We start from the raw sequence: 16,366 nt of genomic DNA on the forward strand, positions 1-16,366 counted from the left end.
CGGAACTGATTTAACGTGCCATACTCCAAGCACTCCTGCTCAGACCGACGAAGCGACACATGTACAAAGGATTGACTCGCGCCGCTGGCGCCATCGTGGCCCTGGTAGCCCTCTACAGCCTGCTTGGGTTCCTGATTCTTCCCGGCGTGGCACTGCGTATCGCCAATCAGCAATTGACCAAGTACGCTACCGTGCCCGCGCACCTTGAACGCATCGAACTCAACCCCTTCAGCCTTGAGCTGACCCTGTGGGGCCTGCAGCTTGGCGAGCCTGGCAAGGAGCAGGTCGGTTTCGACCGGTTGTACGCCAACCTGTCGCTCGACAGCCTGTGGAGCAAGGCCCTGCACCTGGAAGCGGTCGAGCTCGACAAGCCCCGCAACCAGGTCCTGTTCGCCAAAGACGGCACACTCAACCTGACGACGTTGTTCAAGCTGCCGCCGAGCGAAGCCAAGCCCGACGAGCCACCCAGCGACCCCTTCCCGTTGCGTATCGGCAGCATCAAGCTCAAGCAAGGCTTGCTGCACTTCCAGGACATGCGCCCGAGCGAACCCATCGAGTTCCTCTACGACAACATGAACCTGGAGCTGAAGAACCTCAGCACCTTGCCTGACGACAACGCCGACATGACCCTGGTGGCCAACGGCCCCAACGGCGGGCGCATCGACTGGAACGGCACCCTCAGCCTGTCGCCGATCGCTTCGCAAGGCACGCTGAAAGTCACCGACGCCAAGATGAAGCTGTTCTGGCCCTACGTGCGCGATGCCGTGCCCCTGGTGCTGCAGGACGGGCTGGTCAGCCTTCAGACCCAGTACAAGCTCAACCTCGCCAAGCAGACCGAGCTGCTGCTGGACAACGCCACGCTGCGGGTGGCCCCGTTCGCCATCAACGCGCCAGACGGCCGCCCGTTGGCGCGCCTGGCCAACCTGGAGGTGAGCGAGACGACCGTCGACCTGGTCAAGCAACAGGTCAGTGTGGGCAAGCTGCGCAGCGACAAGCTGGAAACCTGGGCAGCACTGGAAAAGGACGGCCAGCTCGACTGGCAGAAGCTGTTCGCCAGCCAACCGGCCAAAGCCACGCCGAAAGAAAAGGCCGAACCGGCTGCCGCCGGCCCTGCGCCTGAGCCGCAATCGGCCAACGAACCGGCCAAGCCTTGGCAGGTATTGCTCAAGGACGTGCAACTGCGCAACTACCTGGTGCACCTAGCAGATCGCAGCCAGAAAGAACCGGTAGCGCTCGATGTCGGCCCGCTGAATGTCGACCTGCAAGGCTTCGACAGCCTCAACCAGTCCCCCTTCACCCTCAAGCTCGATACCGGCGTAGGCAAGCAAGGCAAGCTGCAGGCCGCCGGCCAGGTGAACCTGGCGCCCATCCAGGCCAAGCTCGACGTCAGCACCCGCGACATCGACCTGCGCGTGGCCCAGGCCTACGTCAGCCCGTTCATCCTGCTGGAACTGCGCAGCGGCATGCTCGACAGTGACCTCAAGGTCGACCTGAAGAACACCGCGCCACTGGCCTTCACGGTCACCGGCAAGGCCCAAGTCAGCCAACTGCATACGTTGGACACCATCAAGAGCCGGGACTTCGTGAAATGGCAACAGGTCAACGTAGACGGCTTGTCGTATGTGCACGGTGATGCCCTGTCGATCGACAAGGTGACCCTGCAGGAACCCTACGCGCGCTTCATCATCAACGAAGACCGCACGACCAACGTCAATGACCTGTTGATCCCGCAACCGGCCGGCGCCAAGCCAAGCAGCCCGGCCACAACGGCCCCCGCCAGCAGCAGCAAGCCGCTGGGCATTCATATTGGCCAGGTCGACATCAAGAACGGCTCGGCCAACTTTGCCGACCTGTCCCTTACCCCCAACTTCGCCACCGCCGTGCAGCAACTCAACGGCCAGATCGGCACCATCGACAACCGCAAGCCGGTGCCTGCCAAGGTTGACGTGAAAGGCAAGGTCGACCGCTACGCCCCGGTTACCATCAAGGGCGCCCGCAACCCGTTCAACCCGCTGGCCAGCCTGGATATCGCCACCAGCTTCAAGCGCGTCGAGCTGACCACCTTGACGCCCTATTCCGGCAAATTCGCCGGTTACCGCATTCGCAAAGGCCGGCTCAACCTCGACTTGCACTACCTGATCACCAATGGCCAGCTCAAAGCCGAGAACAAGGTGGTGGTGGAGCAACTGCAGTTAGGTGAGAAAGTCGACAGCCCGGATGCGGTCGACCTGCCGATCCGCCTGGCGGTGGCGTTGTTGAAGGACACTCAAGGCAAGATCTCCATCGAGCTGCCGGTGTCGGGCGACCTCAACAACCCGCAGTTCAGCGTGATGCCGATCGTCTGGCAAACCCTGCGCAACCTGGTGCTGCGGGCAGCCCAGGCGCCCTTCAAGTTCATCGGTGGGCTGATCACTGGCGGCGGTTCGCAAGACCTGGGTAACGTCGCCTTCGCCCCCGGTTCCAGTACCCTCAGTGGCGATGCCCAGGCGGCGCTGGACAAGCTGGCTTCCGCGCTTAAAGAACGCCCGGAATTGCGCCTGGAAATCGAGGGCACCAGCGCCCAGGCCAGCGATGGCCCACTGATTGCCCAGCAACGCCTGGAACGTGAGTATCAGGCCACCTGGTACAAGATATTGCAGCGCCGCGGCGACAAGGTGCCTGCCAATGCCTCTATGCTGGTGGTCGACGACAGCGACAAACCGGCGATGCTCGAAGGCATCTACCGTACGCGCCTGAAGCAACAACCGCCGGCCGAATGGGAGCAACTAAGCCGTGACGAACGCACAGCCAAGTTGCGCGATGCGGTGATCAAGTCGTGGGCGGAGAGTACTGCGTTGTTGCGCACGCTGGGTCAGGAGCGGGCCAGCAGCATCAAGGATTACCTGGTCGACAAAGGCAAGCTGGAAGATGACCGGGTGTACTTCATCGACACCAGCCTGGGCCAGCCCGAGAAAGACGGCCGGGTGATCACCCCGATGCATCTGGATGCTGAGTAATTAGCAAGCCTGACGCGTGCCTGTGGGAGCGGCCTTGTGTCGCGAAAGGGCCGCAAAGCGGCCCCAGCAATTGATAAATCGCTGCTGAAACCCTGGGGCCGCGGCGCGCCCCTTTCGCGACACAAGGCCGCTCCCACAGAGGCGGGCGCAGGCTTCAGACCAACCGCTGCCCCGACACCGCCGGGTGATACAGCGGCTGCACCTTGTTCCCCGCCGGGTCCAGCAGGTGGAAGCTGCGCGCGCCATCACCATGGTTGAAAGGCCGGTCGAGCAAGGTCACCCCTCGGGCCTTGAAGTACGCATACCAGGCCTCCAGTTCCTCGACGCTGTCCACGATGAACCCGTAATGGTCCAAGGTCTGCAACCCGTTGGCAGCCCCTGCCCCGCGCCCCAGCGACATGTTGTCATTACCGCAGGTCAGGTACACCAAGTCTTCATTGGCGCGGCTCAGTACTTCCATACCCAGCACATCGACGTAAAAGCGTTCGCACTCCTCAAGGTTGGGTACCAGCAAGGCAATATGGCGCAGTCCATTCAGGCGGCCAGGGCGGGCAGGCAATTCAGACATTGGCTAGGCTCCTTTTTTGTATACAATTCATTATTGAATTTAAAACAAAAGGAGCGCTTTGTGTATAGCCTGTTCATCAAGACCCGCGTGAAGCCCGGATGTGCCGATGCTTTCCTTAGCGCGATCAAAGTCAATGCCGCTGCTTCGGTGGCCAGCGAGGCGGGTTGCCTGGTGTTTGATGTGTCGCAGGACAAGGTCGATCCGGGTGTGATCTACCTGTATGAGATCTACCGCGATGATGCGGCGTATGAGGCGCATATCCAGACCGCCCATTTTCGAGATAGCCGGCCCCTGGTCGAGCCGCTGATCATTGAGCAGGAATGCTTCGAGAGTGATGTGGTAGCGCGTAATCCGGCTTATTAAATAAAAGGGGCCGCGAAGCGGCCCCTACAGCATTTGGTGGCCAAATCCGTTTGGCCGACGGGACATTCCTTATTCGGCTTTCAGGCCGTCAGCCGAAACGGCCTGTACGCCTTTGATCTTTTTGGCGATAGCGACTGCCATTTCTTTCTGGGCGTCAGTCACTTTCACGTCAGACGACAGCGAAACCACGCCTTTGTTGGTTTCTACCTTGATGTCGCTGCCCGGTACGCCTTTCTCGGTCATCAGGTCAGCCTTGACCTTGGTGGTGATCCAGGTATCGGAGGTAGCTTCCTTGGCTTTGGTCACCTCACCGGCCGCCAGCATCATCGGGGCCTGGGTGGTCTGTTGGGCAAAAGCCGCGTTAGCCATGGTCAGGGTCAGAGCGGTAGCAGTAGCGGCAGCAATGGCGAACTTCTTCATGTGGGTCACTCCTGTTTTTCGAAAGGTCTGCGCCGTGTGTCCTGGCGTCAGGTATGAAGGTAATTGCATGCGCTGTGCCAGGTTTTGATTTTCTATTAAAACCTTATAAATCAGTACGTTAGCGATTAGGCCAAACGGCAGTAGTCATGCATTTTGCAATCTGCACCTGCAACCTGCATGCAAGATGCAAGTCCGCAAAAGGTTCCCGCCCCGGTCAAAAAAAAAGAGCCCCGAAGGGCTCTTCTATTGCTGCGTATCGGTCGCTTAAACGCCCGAGGCCTTGGCCGCGGCTACGTCCTTGATCGACAGCTTGATACGGCCGCGGTTGTCCACGTCCAGCACCAGTACTTCAACTTCCTGGCCTTCTTTCAGGATGTCGGTGACTTTCTCGACGCGCGCATCGCTCAGCATGGAGATGTGCACCAGGCCGTCTTTGCCAGGCAGGATATTGACGAAGGCGCCGAAGTCCACGATGCGCTCGACCTTGCCGACGTAGATCTTGCCGATCTCGGCCTCGGCGGTGATGCCCAGGATGCGCTGCTTGGCAGCATCTGCCGCTTCCTTGGTTTCGCCGAAGATCTTGATCGAGCCGTCGTCTTCGATGTCGATCGAAGCCTTGGTCTCTTCGCAGATGGCGCGAATGGTGGCGCCGCCTTTACCGATCACGTCACGGATCTTGTCGGTGTCGATCTTCATCGAGATCATGGTAGGCGCGTTGGCCGACAGCTCGTTACGCGACTGGCCAATGACCTGGTTCATCTGGCCGAGGATGTTCAGGCGCGCTTCCAGGGCTTGGCCCAGGGCGATTTCCATGATCTCTTCGGTGATGCCGTTGATCTTGATGTCCATCTGCAGCGCGGTGACGCCTTTGGCGGTACCGGCTACCTTGAAGTCCATGTCGCCCAGGTGGTCTTCGTCACCGAGGATGTCGGTCAGGACCGCGAACTTGTCGCCTTCCTTCACCAGGCCCATGGCGATACCGGCCACTGGCGCCTTCATCGGCACACCGGCGTCCATCAGCGCCAGCGAAGCACCGCAAACCGAAGCCATGGAGCTGGAACCGTTGGATTCGGTGATTTCCGATACCACGCGGATGGTGTACGGGAACACGTCGGCGGCAGGCAGCATGGCCTGGACCGAACGACGGGCCAGACGGCCGTGGCCGATTTCACGACGGCCAGCGCCGCCCATGCGGCCACACTCACCTACCGAGAACGGTGGGAAGTTGTAGTGCAGCATGAAGGGGTCTTTCTTCTCGCCTTCGAGGGTGTCCAGCAGCTGGGCGTCACGGGCAGTACCCAAGGTCGCAACCACCAGGGCCTGGGTTTCACCGCGGGTGAACAGCGCCGAACCGTGGGTTTTCGGCAGCACGCCCACTTCGATGTTCAGCGGGCGAACGGTCTTGGTGTCGCGGCCGTCGATACGTGGCTTGCCGTTGACGATGTTTTCGCGAACGGTGCGGTATTCGATTTCGCCGAAGATGTCTTTTACTTCAGCAGCCGAAGGCTGGCCTTCTTCACCGGAGAACTTGGCAACCGCCTGGTCACGCAGCTCGCCCAGGCGCGCATAGCGGTCGGCCTTGACGGTGATGGTGTAGCCTTGCGAAACCGCTTCGCCGAACTCGGCACGGATGGCGTTGAACAGCTCGGTGTTGGCCACCGCAGGTTTCCAGTCCCAGGTTGGCTTGCCCGCTTCGGCAGCCAGCTCCTTCACGGCCTGGATCACGGCCTGGAACTCGTCATGGGCGAACAGTACCGCGCCCAGCATCTGGTCTTCGGTCAGCTCCTGGGCTTCGGATTCAACCATCAGCACGGCGTCGGAAGTACCGGCAACGACCATGTCCAGGCTGGAGGCAGCCAGTTGCTCGTAAGTCGGGTTCAGCAGGTAGCCGGTGCTTTCGTGGAAGGCCACGCGCGCCGCACCGATCGGGCCTTCGAACGGAATACCGGAAATGGCCAGGGCAGCCGAGGTGCCGATCATCGCAGCGATGTCCGGGTCAGTCTTCTTGCTGGTGGAAACCACGGTGCAGACGACCTGCACTTCGTTCATGAAGCCTTCCGGGAACAGCGGGCGGATCGGACGGTCGATCAGGCGCGAGGTCAGCGTCTCTTTCTCGGAAGGACGGCCTTCACGCTTGAAGAAGCCACCTGGGATCTTGCCAGCAGCGTAGGTCTTTTCCTGGTAGTGAACCGACAGCGGGAAGAAGCCCTTGCCTGGATCAGCCTGTTTGGCGCCTACCACAGTCACCAGCACGGTGACGTCGTTATCGACGGTAACCAGCACGGCGCCGGTTGCCTGACGGGCAATACGGCCCGTTTCGAGAGTGACGGTCGATTGACCGAACTGGAAAGTCTTGATTACCGGGTTCACGGTTTCCTACCTTTTTCAGTGGCTCTTGGGGGAACTGGTTTCTTGCGAATTCTTGGGCAGAACGGGGAATCGGCCCCATTGACCGTCCAGATACAACACGAGGCTGGGAGCCTGGCCGCTGCGCGGTAAACCGCTCAGCTGAACCAGGCTGCCAACCTCGGAGATACGCGTGGCGTGCCCGACGACCCTGCTGCGAAACAGCAAAGCCGAAGCCTGCGACACGCCATGCACACCACTGACCAGGCCGCTATTAGCGACGCAGGCCCAGGCGACCGATCAGGGCGCTGTAACGAGTGGTGTCTTTGCCCTTCAGGTAGTCCAGCAGCTTACGACGCTGGTTAACCATACGGATCAGACCACGACGGGAGTGGTGGTCTTTATCGTTGGCCTTGAAGTGGCCTTGCAGCTTGTTGATGTTGTGGGTCAGCAGAGCAACCTGCACTTCCGGGCTACCGGTATCGCCGGCGGCTTGCTGATATTCGGCAACGATCTTAGCTTTTTCTTCAACGCTGAGGGCCATTTGGCTTCTCCTGATAACGGATCCCGCACGCGGGGTCCAATAGGCCAGGGACAAATCCCTGTATTAATAAAAAAGGTGTGACCGTGCCTACTGACAGCCACCCTTGCTGCCGTGGGGTTCGGCAATTGCCTGGCCCCGCGGTTTCGGTCATTCCGACCGAATAAGCCGACGTGGCGCGATGCGCCCGTCTTCGCTCACTTCACCGATACCGATGAAGCGCGCATTATGATCCTGTACCCGGACCATGCCAAATTGTGGCGCGTCCGGCGCGCGTACCGCCTGCCCATGCAGCCAGTAGAACGCACTGTGTTCGGACAGGCTGACCATTGGCCAGTCCTGCAGGCCGCTGTCCGAGGGCATCAGGAAGCGGTCCAGCGCTTCGTTGCCGCCTTCGGCGTGAGCCTGTTCGAGCGCTTCGAGGGTCACCGTCTGTGCCAGCGCGAAGGGCCCGGCCTGGGTCCTGCGCAGCTCGGCAACATAGGCGCCGCAGCCCAGGGCCTCGCCAATATCCTCCACCAGGGTGCGGATATAGGTGCCTTTGCTGCAACCTACGCTCAACCGTGCACGGGTGCCTTCGCACTCGAGCAACTCCAAGCGGCCAATAGTAACAGAACGCGCCTCGCGCTCCACTACCTCTCCTGCACGTGCCAGCTTGTACAGCGGCTGGCCATCACGCTTGAGTGCCGAGTACATCGGCGGTATCTGGCTGATGGGGCCGCGAAAACGCGGCAGCACCGCCTCGATATCGGCGCGACCAACGGTCACCTCGCGGGTCTGCAGAACCTCACCTTCGGCGTCGCCGGTGTTGGTAGTCTGCCCCAGCTGCATGACCGTTTCGTAGCCCTTGTCGGAGTCGAGCAGGTACTGCGAAAACTTGGTCGCCTCGCCAAAGCACAACGGCAGCACGCCGGTTGCCAGCGGGTCGAGGCTACCGGTGTGGCCGGCCTTTTCCGCATTCAGCAGCCAGCGTACTTTCTGCAGGGCGGCATTGGAGGTGAAGCCCAGCGGCTTGTCCAGCAGGATGATGCCGCTGACGTTGCGGCGGATACGTTTGACCTGGGCCACCGCTTACTCCTTGGTGTCCGGCTCGTCGGCTTCCTTGTGCATGCGGTCTTCGGCCACTGCACGCTCGATCAGCGCCGACAGGTGCACACCGCGGCTGACACTTTCATCGAAGTGGAAGTGCAGTTGCGGCACGCTGCGCAGTTGCATCGAACGCCCCAGGTGCAGGCGCAGGAAGCTGGCAGCGCTGTTGAGTGCCTTGAGCGACTGCTGCACCGCGTCCGGGGTTTCTTCGCCCATGACGGTGATGAACACCTTGGCATGGCCCAGGTCGCGGCTCACGTCCACGGCGGTGATGGTCACCAGGCCGACACGCGGGTCCTTGACTTCGCGACGGATCAGCTCGGCCAGCTCGCGCTGCATCTGATCGCCAATACGTTGGGTACGGCTATATTCTTTGGCCATTCTTGCTACCTGTAACTTAAAGCGGCAAACGCCCGGGCAGACCTGAGCCTGACCGGGCGCTACCTGAAGAGGTACCGCAAGCCGCCCTGCAAGGGGCGCTTGCGGCTCGCTCGCCCTTAAAGGGTACGAGCCACCTGGACTTTCTCGAAGACTTCGATCTTGTCGCCGACCTTGACGTCGTTGTAGCTCTTGACGCCAATACCGCACTCCATGCCCGAACGCACTTCGGAGGCGTCGTCCTTGAAGCGACGCAGCGATTCCAGCTCGCCTTCGAAGATCACAACGTCGTCGCGCAGTACGCGGATCGGACGGTTGCGGTACACGGTACCCTCGATGACCATACAGCCAGCGATGGCGCCGAACTTCGGCGAACGGAACACGTCACGCACTTCGGCAACACCCAGGATGTTCTCGCGAACATCGCTGCCGAGCATGCCGGTCAGGGCCTTCTTGACGTCTTCGATGATGTCGTAGATCACGTTGTAGTAACGCATATCCAGACCTTCCTGCTCGACGATCTTGCGCGCACCGGCATCGGCACGCACGTTGAAGCCGAACAGTACAGCGTTCGAAGCCAGCGCCAGGTTGGCATCGCTCTCGGTGATACCACCGACGCCACCACCAATCACGCGCACTTGCACTTCGTCGTTGCCCAGGCCGCCAAGCGAACCCTGCAGTGCCTCGAGAGAACCACGCACATCGGTCTTGAGCACGATGTTGAGGGTTTTCTTCTCTTCCTGACCCATGGTCTCGAAGATGTTTTCCAGCTTGCCGGCGTGAGCGCGGGCCAGCTTGACCTCGCGGTACTTGCCTTGACGGAACATGGCAACTTCGCGGGCTTTCTTCTCGTCGGCAACCACGGACAGCTCGTCACCGGCTTCCGGGGTACCGTCCAGGCCAAGGATCTCGACCGGGATCGACGGGCCGGCTTCTTTCACAGGCTTGCCGTTCTCGTCGAGCATGGCACGCACGCGGCCATAGTTGGAACCGCACAGCACCATGTCGCCCTGACGCAGCGTACCGTCCTGAACCAGGATGGTCGCGACCGGGCCGCGGCCCTTGTCCAGGCGCGATTCGACGACCACGCCACGACCAGGTGCAGTCGGGGTAGCAGTCAGCTCGAGGATCTCGGCCTGCAGCAGCACGGCTTCGAGCAGCTCGTCGACACCGGTACCCATCTTCGCCGATACCTTGACGAATGGCGTGTCACCACCCCAGTCCTCGGAGGTAACGCCTTCGACGGCCAGTTCGTTGCGGATACGATCGAGGTCAGCACCCGGCTTGTCGATCTTGTTCACTGCAACCACCAGCGGAACGCCAGCTGCCTTGGCATGCTGAACCGCTTCGCGGGTTTGCGGCATTACGCCGTCGTCCGCCGCCACCACCAGGATGACGATGTCGGTCGCCTTGGCACCACGGGCACGCATCTGGGTGAACGCAGCGTGGCCCGGGGTATCGAGGAAGGTGACCATGCCGCGGTCGGTTTCCACGTGGTAGGCACCGATGTGCTGGGTAATGCCACCGGCTTCGCCAGCAGCAACTTTGGCACGACGGATGTAGTCGAGCAGCGAGGTCTTACCATGGTCAACGTGACCCATGACGGTAACCACCGGCGCGCGGGACTCGGCCTGGCCTTCGAACTTCAGCGATTCGGCCAGGGAATCTTCCAGCGCGGTGTCGCTGATCAGCGTGACCTTGTGGCCCAGCTCTTCAGCGATCAGCTGGGCAGTTTCCTGGTCGAGCACCTGGTTGATGGTGACCGGGGTACCCATCTTGAACATGAACTTGACCACTTCAGCGGCCTTGACCGACATCTGCTGGGCCAGTTCGGAGACGGTGATGGTCTCGCCGATGGTCACGTCACGGATGACTGGACCGGTCGGGTTCTGGAAGCCGTGCTGGTTACGCTTCTTCAGCTTGCTCTTGCCACCACGACCACGACGGGCGCCGTCGCTCTCTTCATCGGTGGTACGCGGAGCGGCACGTGGCGTTGGAGCCTTTTCCTTCTCCTTGACCTTGACCTTGATCGACACACGAGGGGCTTCGCCACGACGACGGTCGTCATCACGGGTACGGCTCTCGTTGCGACGGGTCTCGTCCTTCTTGCGCTCGGCAGCACGGGCTGCAGCGTCTTCGGAGGCTGGCGCGTCGGCGACGACCGGGGCCGGGGCAGCGGCAGGCGCCGGCTCTGGCTTGGCGGCAGGCGCCGGGGCCGCTGTTGCGGTATCGGCAGCCTGACGGCGAGCCTGTTCCTCGTTGCGCTGGCGAACTTCGGCCTCGACCTTGTCGCGCGCAGCGTTTTCGGCCGCACGGCGCTCTTCCAGCTCACGCTTCTGCTCAGCCTGGATTTCTTCCGGGCTGCGCTGCACGAAAACTTTCTTCTTGCGTACTTCTACGCTGATGCTCTTGCTACCGGCGACACGCAGGGTGCTGGTGGTTTTGCGCTGCAAGGTAATCTTGCGCGGCTCTTCCGCCTTGCTCTTGTGGCTGCTTTTCAAATGAGTCAGCAGGGTCTGCTTCTCATTGTCGGTCACTACCTGACCGGCGTCGGTGTGCGGCAGACCTGCCTCACGCATCTGCTGCAGCAGGCGCTCTACCGGTGCCTCGACCTCTTGGGCCAGTTCTTTCACCGTGACTTGCGTCATGCACTTCTCTCCTCAGGCCGCGCCTAATTACTCGAACCAGTGGGCTCGGGCGGCCATGATCAACTTGCCGGCACGCTCTTCGTCGATGCCGTCGATGTCGAGCAGATCGTCGATCGACTGCTCGGCCAGGTCTTCGCGGTTAACCACGCCGCGCACCGCCAGTTCAGCCGCCAGGTCCTTGTCCATGCCCTCAAGGGAGAGCAGGTCTTCGGCCGGGTGGGCGTCTGCCAGTTTTTCTTCGGTAGCGATGGCCTTGGTCAACAAACGGTCCTTGGCTCGAGCGCGGAGCTCATTGACGATATCTTCGTCAAAGCCATCGATGTTGAGCATTTCTTCCAACGGTACGTAGGCAATTTCTTCGAGGCTGGTGAAGCCTTCGTCGACCAGCACTTGGGCCAGCTCCTCGTCGACTTCCAGTTCATCGATGAAATTGCGCAGGATGTCACCGGTTTCGGCCTGTTGCTTGGCCTGGATGTCCTTCTCGGTCATCACGTTCAAGGTCCAGCCGGTCAACTGACTGGCAAGACGAACGTTCTGACCGCCACGGCCAATGGCCTGGGCCAGGTTGTCCTCGGCGACGGCGATGTCCATGGCATGGGCATCTTCATCAACGATGATCGCCGCGACTTCAGCCGGCGACATGGCGTTGATGACGAACTGCGCCGGGTTATCGTCCCACAGGACGATATCCACACGCTCACCACCCAGCTCCCCGGATACAGCCTGGACGCGCGAACCACGCATGCCGATACAGGCACCTTGCGGGTCGATACGCTTGTCCTTGGAGCGGACGGCGATCTTGGCTCGCGAACCCGGGTCACGGGAAGCAGCCATGACTTCGATCAGGCCCTCGGCAATTTCCGGCACTTCAATGCGGAAAAGCTCGATCAGCATCTGCGGCGCGGTGCGCGACAGGATCAGCTGAGGGCCACGGTTTTCAGTGCGAATTTCCTTCAGCAGTGCACGCAGGCGCACGCCAACACGGAAGGTTTCGCGGGGAATGATGTCTTCGCGGGCCAACAGGGCCTCGGCGTTGTTGCCCAGGTCAACGATAACGTTGTCGCGGGTAACCTTTTTAACGGTACCCGAGATGATTTCGCCAACGCGTTCGCGGTAGGCATCGACCACCTGGGCACGCTCGGCCTCACGGACCTTCTGCACGATGACCTGCTTGGCGGTCTGGGCGGCGATGCGACCAAATTCGATGGACTCGATCTTCTCTTCGATCACGTCACCTACCTTGGCTTCAGGGTGGGTGTCCTTGATCTTGTCCAGCCAGGTCTCGATCGCCGGATCGTCCAGATCGGCTTCATCGACCACGGTCCAGCGACGGAAGGTCTCGTAGCTACCGGTGTGGCGGTTGATTTCCACACGCAGATCGACTTCGTCTTCAAAACGTTTTTTGGTTGCAGTGGCCAGGGCCACCTCCAGCGCTTCGAAAATGACGCCGGGCGGTACACCTTTTTCGTTGGATACCGATTCAACAACCAGCAGTACTTCTTTGCTCATCGTACGCCTCGCCTTGCGCAAGCCATTGGGCCCGGATAGTCCGCCGGGCCCGGCACGTCTCAGTCAAAACTGGGAATAATATTGGCCTTGTCGATCGAATCGATCGGCAGAAGGAATTCCTGGTTGTCCACCTGGACCACCACGTCCTGCTCCTCCACACCGCGGAGAAGGCCCTGGAAGTTACGACGACCCTCGAAGGGTGAGCGCAGCTTGATCTTCACTTGTTCGCCGGCATGCGAGGCAAACTGTTCCAGAGTGAACAGTGGGCGATCCATGCCTGGGGAAGACACCTCGAGGGTGTATTCACTGCTGATTGGATCTTCCACATCGAGGATTGCGCTGGCCTGACGGCTGACTGCTTCGCAATCGTCCACCAGAATACCGCCTTCCTTGTCGATGTAGATGCGCAATACCGAATGCTTACCCTGGGAAACGAACTCGATCCCCCAGCATTGATAGCCCAGACCCTCGACAACCGGGGCCAACAAGGCCTGCAACTGTTCTAGCTTGCTCGACACCTGAACCCCCTCGTGCATGCTGTGCAAATAAAAAATGGGCAAAGCGCCCATCCCTGAAAGCGCCGTTGGACAACGACGCCGAAACTGTTCGGTTAGCAAAAAGCCCCTGAAAAGGGGCTCCGCTGAAGCTGGTTGCGGGGGCTGGATTTGAACCAACGACCTTCGGGTTATGAGCCCGACGAGCTACCAAGCTGCTCCACCCCGCGACAAAGCTGGGGCGAAAGTATAAGACCGAACCCTGCTGAGGGTCAAATCCAAACCTTCACCTGCAAGAAAGCCCGCTAAAGCGGGCTCTCAAGCTTCAATTGGTACCGAGAAGGGGACTCGAACCCCTACACCCTATGGGCACAACCACCTCAAGGTTGCGTGTCTACCAATTCCACCACCTCGGCAATACTACTACTTGAAACCCGTTACTTCTGCTCTTCTGCCGGAGGAGGTACATCACCCGTATTAGGAGTGGCTTCGCTCTTCTGCTGCTGGAGCACCGGTACATCATCATTGACTGCCGGTTTTTGCGGCTCTTTCACTTCTAGCACTGCTGGATCTGGAAGACCTGCTTGGCTAAGCTGGTGAGCTTGTTGCTTCGCGAAGTATCCTAACCCAAGTGCTGTCAAAAAGAAAGTGGCAGCGAGTATAGCAGTTAATTTACTTAGGAACGTTGCAGAGCCTTGGCTCCCGAACACGGTATTAGAAGCACCCGCGCCGAAAGATGCACCTGCTTCAGCACCTTTACCCTGTTGCAACAGTACCAGCACTACTAGCGAAAGCGCTGCCAACAGATGAAAAACAACGATGACTGTTTCCAGCATTTGTTCAGTTTCCTGCGGCGCGACAAATTGCACCGAATTCGTCTGCGTTCAGGGACGCTCCACCAATGAGCCCCCCATCGATATCCGGCATGCCGAACAGTTCGGCCGCATTGGCCGCCTTCACGCTGCCGCCGTAGAGCAACTGCACCTTCGCAGCCACTTCAGCATCTTCTGCCGCCAGCTGGCCGCGGATGGCGGCGTGCACATCCTGGGCCTGCTGTGGCGTGGCCGTAAGGCCAGTGCCGATGGCCCATACAGGCTCATAGGCAATTACTGCATCGGCAAAAGCCTTAACACCGAATGCTTCGATGATACTGCTTAGTTGACGCCCGACAACTTCGAGCGTTTTGCCTGCCTCGCGCTCTTCCAGGGTTTCCCCTATGCAAAGCACTGGCTTCAAACCTTTGGCCTGGGCCGCTGCAAACTTGCGATTCAGCACTTCGTCGGTTTCGCCAATGATCTGGCGACGCTCGGAATGGCCAATCAACACCAACTTGCAACCTGCTTCAACCAGCTGCTCAGGAGCAACTTCCCCGGTCAGCGCACCCTGTTCGGGTTGTACAGCAGAATTCTGTGCACCGACAGTAATTTCTTTACCCGCCAGGCCATCGATCACTTGATTGATGAACAAGGCCGGTGGAAATATTGCGACTTCCACTCCGCTCGGCAAGGCGAGATTGCTCAAGCCTTCGGTCAGCTCAGCGACGCTAGCGCGGGTACCGTGCATCTTCCAGTTACCAGCTACCATAGGGCGACGCATGCTTTACCTCGTCGGTCAAAGTGGGCGCAGATCTTACCCAACCAGATCTGCGCTGGCAAGCGCCTTCAGACACAAACTTCGCCAACCAGTTTGGCCAGGGCTTCGGCATGGCCACGCACCTGCGCTTCGTCCTCGCCTTCGACCATTACCCGCACCAGCGGCTCGGTACCGGACTTGCGCAACAGCACACGCCCGCGCCCCGCCAGCGCCTCGGTGACCTTGGCGCTGGCTTCCTGCACGGCCGGGTGCTGCAGCGGGTCGACCTTGCTGCCGCCAAAGCGCACATTGATCAGCACCTGCGGGCATTTGCGCAGGGCCTGGCGAGCCTGGGCCAGGCCCTCGCCGCGCCGCTTGAGCGCCATCAGCACCTGCAACGCGGCAATGATCGCATCACCGGTAGTGGTGTAGTTGCAGCACACCACGTGGCCCGAGTTTTCGCCGCCCACCAGCCACTCACGCTCAAGCAGCTCGGCCATCACATAACGGTCACCGACCTTGGCCCGCACGAAGGGGATATCCAGGTCCTTGAGCGCCAGCTCCAGGCCCAGGTTGCTCATCAGCGTACCCACTACCCCGCCCTGGAGCTTGCCACGCTCCTGCAGGTCGCGGGCAATGATGAACAGCAACTCGTCGCCATCGACGATCGCCCCGGTGTGGTCAACCATCAGTACGCGGTCACCGTCACCGTCGAAGGCAATGCCGAGATCGGCATGCCCGACCAGCACCGCAGCCTGCAGCGATTCGATATGGGTCGAGCCGCAGTTTTCGTTGATGTTCAACCCGTCGGGCTGGGCATGCAGCACAGTGACATCGGCACCCAGCTCGCGGAACACGCTTGGCGCAACCTTGTAGGTGGCACCATGAGCGCAATCGACCACCAGCTTGAGGCCTGCGAAACTGGTGCTGCTCGGTACGCTGCTTTTGCAAAACTCGATATAGCGGCCAGCAGCATCGTTGATACGCGACACCTTGCCCAGCTTGCTCGACTCGACCACGGTCATCGGCTGATCGAGCAGTTCCTCGATCATCAGTTCGACGTCGTCCGGCAGCTTGGTGCCCTGGCCCGAGAAGAACTTGATGCCGTTGTCGTCATGCGGGTTGTGCGAGGCACTGATGACGATACCGGCTTCGGCGTGGAAGGTACGTGTAAGGTAGGCGATGGCCGGTGTCGGCATCGGCCCCAGCAGCATCACATCGGCCCCTGCCGCCGACAGGCCGGCTTCGAGGGCAGACTCGAACATGTAGCCGGAGATACGCGTGTCCTTGCCCACCAGCACCCGGCAGTGGCCGAGCTTGCGGAAGGCCATGCCGGCCGCCCAACCCAGCTTCAGCATGAAGTCCGGGGTGATCGGGTATTCGCCGACGCGGCCACGAATGCCGTCGGTGCCAAAGTATTTTCTGCTCATAGGGACTCCAAT

14 protein-coding genes and 2 tRNA genes are annotated in these 16,366 nt (G+C 60.5%); 2 read left to right on the top strand and 14 right to left on the bottom strand.

What is annotated here, in order from left to right:
• Positions 1 to 59: 59 nt before the first annotated feature.
• Positions 60 to 2,996, top strand: coding sequence for a DUF748 domain-containing protein (locus EGJ22_RS07775; protein ID WP_029886581.1), 2,937 nt, complete (start codon positions 60 to 62; stop codon positions 2,994 to 2,996).
• A gap of 154 nt (positions 2,997 to 3,150) precedes the next feature.
• Here the strand turns inward: EGJ22_RS07775 and EGJ22_RS07780 are convergent, their stop codons facing one another.
• Complete coding sequence (locus EGJ22_RS07780) at positions 3,151 to 3,564, bottom strand: VOC family protein (RefSeq protein WP_029886580.1); 414 nt, start codon at positions 3,562 to 3,564, stop codon at positions 3,151 to 3,153.
• A gap of 60 nt (positions 3,565 to 3,624) precedes the next feature.
• Here EGJ22_RS07780 and EGJ22_RS07785 point away from each other — a divergent pair, with 60 nt between their 5' ends.
• Positions 3,625 to 3,927, top strand: coding sequence for a putative quinol monooxygenase (locus EGJ22_RS07785; RefSeq protein WP_029886579.1), 303 nt, complete (start codon positions 3,625 to 3,627; stop codon positions 3,925 to 3,927).
• 69 nt (positions 3,928 to 3,996) lie between these two features.
• On the opposite strand, the gene EGJ22_RS07790 is transcribed toward EGJ22_RS07785, so the two are convergent.
• From EGJ22_RS07790 to glmM, 13 genes are all read right to left on the bottom strand, one after another.
• Positions 3,997 to 4,347 carry a BON domain-containing protein gene (locus tag EGJ22_RS07790; RefSeq protein WP_029886578.1) on the bottom strand — a complete coding sequence of 117 codons (351 nt, stop codon included), beginning with the start codon at positions 4,345 to 4,347 and terminating at the stop codon, positions 3,997 to 3,999.
• A gap of 264 nt (positions 4,348 to 4,611) precedes the next feature.
• Positions 4,612 to 6,717, bottom strand: a complete 2,106-nt coding sequence (pnp, locus tag EGJ22_RS07795; RefSeq protein ID WP_029886577.1) for a polyribonucleotide nucleotidyltransferase — start codon at positions 6,715 to 6,717, stop codon at positions 4,612 to 4,614.
• A 250-nt stretch (positions 6,718 to 6,967) separates the two neighbouring features.
• Positions 6,968 to 7,237, bottom strand: coding sequence for a 30S ribosomal protein S15 (rpsO, locus tag EGJ22_RS07805; RefSeq protein WP_009685353.1), 270 nt, complete (start codon positions 7,235 to 7,237; stop codon positions 6,968 to 6,970).
• 147 nt (positions 7,238 to 7,384) lie between these two features.
• Entirely contained in the window at positions 7,385 to 8,302 is a 918-nt protein-coding gene (gene truB, locus EGJ22_RS07810) for a tRNA pseudouridine(55) synthase TruB (protein WP_009685352.1), read from the bottom strand.
• A 3-nt stretch (positions 8,303 to 8,305) separates the two neighbouring features.
• Positions 8,306 to 8,704, bottom strand: a complete 399-nt coding sequence (gene rbfA, locus EGJ22_RS07815) for a 30S ribosome-binding factor RbfA (protein WP_009685351.1) — start codon at positions 8,702 to 8,704, stop codon at positions 8,306 to 8,308.
• 116 nt (positions 8,705 to 8,820) lie between these two features.
• The gene (infB, locus tag EGJ22_RS07820) at positions 8,821 to 11,349 is read right to left on the bottom strand and encodes a translation initiation factor IF-2 (protein WP_009685350.1); all 2,529 of its coding nucleotides are present in this window, start codon (positions 11,347 to 11,349) and stop codon (positions 8,821 to 8,823) included.
• Between the two features lie 27 nt (positions 11,350 to 11,376).
• Positions 11,377 to 12,858: a transcription termination factor NusA gene (gene nusA, locus EGJ22_RS07825; RefSeq protein WP_009685349.1), complete on the bottom strand. Its 1,482-nt coding sequence runs from the start codon at positions 12,856 to 12,858 to the stop codon at positions 11,377 to 11,379.
• A gap of 59 nt (positions 12,859 to 12,917) precedes the next feature.
• On the bottom strand, positions 12,918 to 13,376 hold the full coding sequence (rimP, locus tag EGJ22_RS07830) for a ribosome maturation factor RimP (RefSeq protein ID WP_009685348.1): 459 nt from the start codon (positions 13,374 to 13,376) through the stop codon (positions 12,918 to 12,920).
• Between the two features lie 129 nt (positions 13,377 to 13,505).
• A tRNA-Met gene (locus EGJ22_RS07835) sits at positions 13,506 to 13,582 on the bottom strand.
• 100 nt (positions 13,583 to 13,682) lie between these two features.
• Positions 13,683 to 13,768: transfer RNA gene (locus tag EGJ22_RS07840), tRNA-Leu, on the bottom strand.
• Positions 13,769 to 13,789: 21 nt separating this feature from the next.
• Positions 13,790 to 14,188 carry a preprotein translocase subunit SecG gene (secG, locus tag EGJ22_RS07845; RefSeq protein ID WP_029885740.1) on the bottom strand — a complete coding sequence of 133 codons (399 nt, stop codon included), beginning with the start codon at positions 14,186 to 14,188 and terminating at the stop codon, positions 13,790 to 13,792.
• Between the two features lie 4 nt (positions 14,189 to 14,192).
• Positions 14,193 to 14,948 (bottom strand): triose-phosphate isomerase, encoded by a 756-nt coding sequence (gene tpiA, locus EGJ22_RS07850; RefSeq protein WP_029885741.1) that lies wholly within the window; start codon positions 14,946 to 14,948, stop codon positions 14,193 to 14,195.
• 65 nt (positions 14,949 to 15,013) lie between these two features.
• The gene (gene glmM, locus EGJ22_RS07855) at positions 15,014 to 16,354 is read right to left on the bottom strand and encodes a phosphoglucosamine mutase (protein ID WP_009685345.1); all 1,341 of its coding nucleotides are present in this window, start codon (positions 16,352 to 16,354) and stop codon (positions 15,014 to 15,016) included.
• Positions 16,355 to 16,366 lie beyond the last annotated feature (12 nt).

The sequence above is a fragment of the Pseudomonas sp. p99-361 genome, from assembly GCF_003935475.1.
Classification (GTDB): Bacteria; Pseudomonadota; Gammaproteobacteria; order Pseudomonadales; family Pseudomonadaceae; genus Aquipseudomonas; species Aquipseudomonas juntendi.